At 72.3% G+C, this 235-nt stretch carries 1 protein-coding gene; it reads left to right on the forward strand.

Annotated elements, in window-relative coordinates; translation table 11 throughout:
• Positions 1–235: family 43 glycosylhydrolase (locus QN345_RS20350; protein ID WP_323509275.1), on the forward strand; the 235-nt coding region annotated here is incomplete at both ends.

Consider the following 235-nt stretch of genomic DNA (forward strand, 5'->3'; position numbering starts at 1 on the left):
CCCCCGGGTCACGGGGCCGGCCAACCCGATCCTGTCGGCGCGCAGCACCTCCCGGCCGATCCAGAACACCGGCCACGGCGACCTCGTCGAGACGCCGGACGGCGGCTGGGCCATCGTCATGCTCGGCATGCGCCCGACAGGGATGACCCAGGCCTTCGCGGCCATGGGTCGGGAGACCTTCATCACGGAGGCCCGCTGGGAGGATGACTGGCTCCTCGCCGAGCCGGTCATCCTC

Source organism: Cryobacterium sp. 10I1 (assembly GCF_035019805.1).
Classification (GTDB): domain Bacteria; phylum Actinomycetota; class Actinomycetes; order Actinomycetales; family Microbacteriaceae; genus Cryobacterium; species Cryobacterium glucosi.